Source organism: Pseudomonas sp. 008, from assembly GCF_016861935.1.
Taxonomy (GTDB): domain Bacteria; phylum Pseudomonadota; class Gammaproteobacteria; order Pseudomonadales; family Pseudomonadaceae; genus Aquipseudomonas.
In genome coordinates this window covers 1-3,047 of record NZ_BOMA01000011.1, presented here as the reverse complement: position 1 = coordinate 3,047, position 3,047 = coordinate 1, and the positions used below count along the sequence as shown (strand labels likewise).

Annotated in this window: 1 protein-coding gene; it reads left to right on the top strand. The window is 58.2% G+C overall.

Features of this window, described 5'->3' with window-relative positions; genetic code table 11:
- Window positions 1–341 precede the first annotated feature (341 nt).
- Window positions 342–2,822 (top strand): TonB-dependent siderophore receptor, encoded by a 2,481-nt coding sequence (locus JUI81_RS21315; RefSeq protein WP_204124988.1) that lies wholly within the window; start codon window positions 342–344, stop codon window positions 2,820–2,822.
- The last annotated feature ends 225 nt before the right edge of the window (window positions 2,823–3,047 follow it).

The window sequence follows — 3,047 nt, the reverse complement described above, 5'->3', positions numbered from 1 at the left end:
AGTAGCAGAAAAAAAGGCCGACGCCCAATGCGTCGGCCTTTTTTTTGAATTTTTGCGTAAATGATAAATAAACTCATTCCGGTTTTTGCACGGTGCTGCGTCTTACTTACGTAAGCAGATAAATCGAGCCGGGCAGGGTAGCCACAGGGTTCAGTTTTCCCAGCCGTACACATTTTTACCGCTGCCCGGACAAACGATCGAGCCCGGGGAGGGGCCGGTCATCGACTTGCGACGTGTTGCCCGAGAGGGCAGCCGATCCAGGCGGTTCACAGGTCCAGGCAGCGGCAGGGCACTCGGTTGCCCATGGATCCTATCCATTTCAATTAAAAATAGAGAGCACGATGTCAGCAATTCATGAGTTGAAACCTCTGTTCAAGGCCTTGGTCATTGCCCGAACCCTGCGCTCGCGTCGCTCGTTGGCCAGTCTGGGCATGGCTTGCCTGCTGCCGCTCAGCGCGCAGATCCACGCCGAAGACTTCACCCTCGACATTCCTGCCCAGCCTTTGCCCCAGGCGTTGCAGGCGTTTGGCACGCAGACCAATCAGCAGGTGATCTACAGCGCCGATGATATGACCGGCCTGCGCAGCACACGCGTCAGCGGCAAGTTGAGCAGCGAAGCGGCGATTGCCCAATTGCTCAAGGGCACGGGCGTGCACTACAGCTTTGAAGGCAACACGCTGATGGTGGTACGCGGCAGTTCGACCGAGGGGCTGGAACTGGGCGCCACCACCATCAACGCGCAACAGGTGGGCGCGACCACCGAAGGCTCGAATTCCTACACCTCGAATGCCGTGACCATCGGCAAGGGCACCCACACCCTCAAGGAAATTCCGCAGTCGGTCACGGTGATGACCCGCAAGCAAATGGATGATCAGGACATCGTCGATCTCAAGGACGCCGCCAACAAGACCACCGGACTGGTCGGTGCCCAAGGCGTTGGCAGAGGTTTGATCCTCTCTTCGCGCGGTTTCCAGATCGATGACTGGCAGTACGACGGTGTGCCGATTCCGCGCAACACTTACGCGCTGGGCAACTGGGCCACGCAGGACTTGATTTTCTTCGACCGCATGGAAGTGCTGCGCGGTGCGTCGGGCTTGCTGCAAGGCACCGGCAGCCCGGGTGGCGCGGTCAACCTGGTGCGCAAGCGCGGTCAGGCCGTACCGACCGTGACCCTGACCGGCAAGGCCGGCTCCTGGGATCACTACGGTCTGCAACTGGACGCCGGTGGGCCGTTGAACCAGAACGGCACCATCCGTGGACGTTTCCTTGCCGACCAGGACGACACCCACACGTTCGTTGATTCCGAATGGTACAAGACCACCTCGCTGTACGGTGCGCTGGACTTCGATCTGAGCGAAGCCACCACCGTGGGCGTGGCGGTCAGCCAGTCCGACGGTGAATCGCGCTCGAATGTCCGCGGCTTCCCGCGTTACTCCGACAGTAAACCCATCGACCTGCCGCGCAGCACGTACACCGGGGCGAAGTGGAACCATTCGGATATCGACGTCACCACGCTCTACACCGATCTGGAACACCGTTTCAACGACGACTGGGCCTTCAAGATCGGCGCCGTGCGCATGACGGAAACCAACAAGGCGAAGAACCAGCGGGTGCAATCCACCGGCGATGGCATCAATCCCGATGGCAGCGGCGTGCAATACGCGGACTTCGTGACGGACATGGACTCCACCAAAGTCGCTCTGGACATGAACCTCACCGGCAAGTTCGAAGCCTTGTCCATGCCGCAGGAAATCATGGTGGGCGGCAACTATTCCAAATACACCTCGGACGACAAATACGCCCGAACCTTCAATGACAGCTCCGACAACATCTTCGACATTGATCACAACCGTCCGGAGATCAGCTACGAAGGCTTGATCAATAGCCCCGGTGGCCGTGGGACTCCCAGCCAATACGACATCCGCCAGAAAGGCCTGTACGGCAGCTGGCGGGTCAAGCCTGTTGAAGACCTGACCCTGGTGCTCGGCTCGCGGGTCAGTTGGTACGACTACAATTACAAGTCTTCGACCCAGACCGCGAGCGGCATTACAGAAGATCCAAAAAGCACCGCCACTGAAACCGGAGAAGTCACGCCCTATGCCGGTATCGTCTATGACCTGAGCCGCGAATGGGCGGTCTACGCCAGTTACACCGACGTATATACACCGCAAACCGAACGCGATACCGCCGGCTCGGTACTTAAACCGATTGTTGGTACTAACTACGAGATCGGTCTTAAGGGCGAGTTGATGGATGGCCGGATCAATACCTCCGTGGCCCTGTTCCGTTACGACCAGGAAAACCGTGCCGTTCTCGATACGCAGGGTGCACAAACCTGCGACGGTTGGTATTGCTCGACGGCATCGGGCAAAGTGCGCAGCCAGGGTCTGGATGCCGAAATCAGCGGCGAAGTGATCGACAATCTGCAACTGTTTGCCGGCTACACCTACAACACCACCAAATACCTCGACGACCCTGACAACGAAGGCAAAATCTTCAGCTGGTGGACGCCTAAACACATGCTGCGTGTGTGGGGCAATTATCAGATGACCGGCGACTGGAGCCGTGTGAGTACCGGCCTGGGCTTTACCGCACAAACCCACACGATAGGTTTCGACCACTCCGTCAACGTTCCGGGTTACACCGTGTGGAATGCTCGCGTCGGTTATCAGCTCACCCCGGAAATCGAGCTGGCGATGAATGCCAACAACCTGTTTGACAAGACCTACTTCGCAGCGGCCTACAACCAGATTAACGGCAACAACAACTACGGTGATCCACGCAACGTGATGTTCAGCGTGAAATACACACCGCAGTTCTGAGTCCTTTGCACTAGCGTCAAAGTCCCGGCCCGCGCCCTTTTACCAGGGGCGCGGGCTAATCTTGTAGCAGCTGCCGAGCAGCGCGAGGCTGCGAAGCAGTCGTGAAATCAGGCACTGCAGTCTGTCAGATACACCGTGCATTCAGGGTTTACGACTGCTGCGCAGCCGAACGCAGCCTCGCGCTGCTCGGCAGCTGCTACGGTATTACCTGAAGCACAAACAAAA

What these genes read in the sequence shown, in the direction of transcription:
- JUI81_RS21315 (WP_204124988.1), top strand. Translation starts at nt 342, where the DNA reads ATGTCAGCAATTCATGAGTTGAAACCTCTGTTCAAGGCCTTGGTCATT.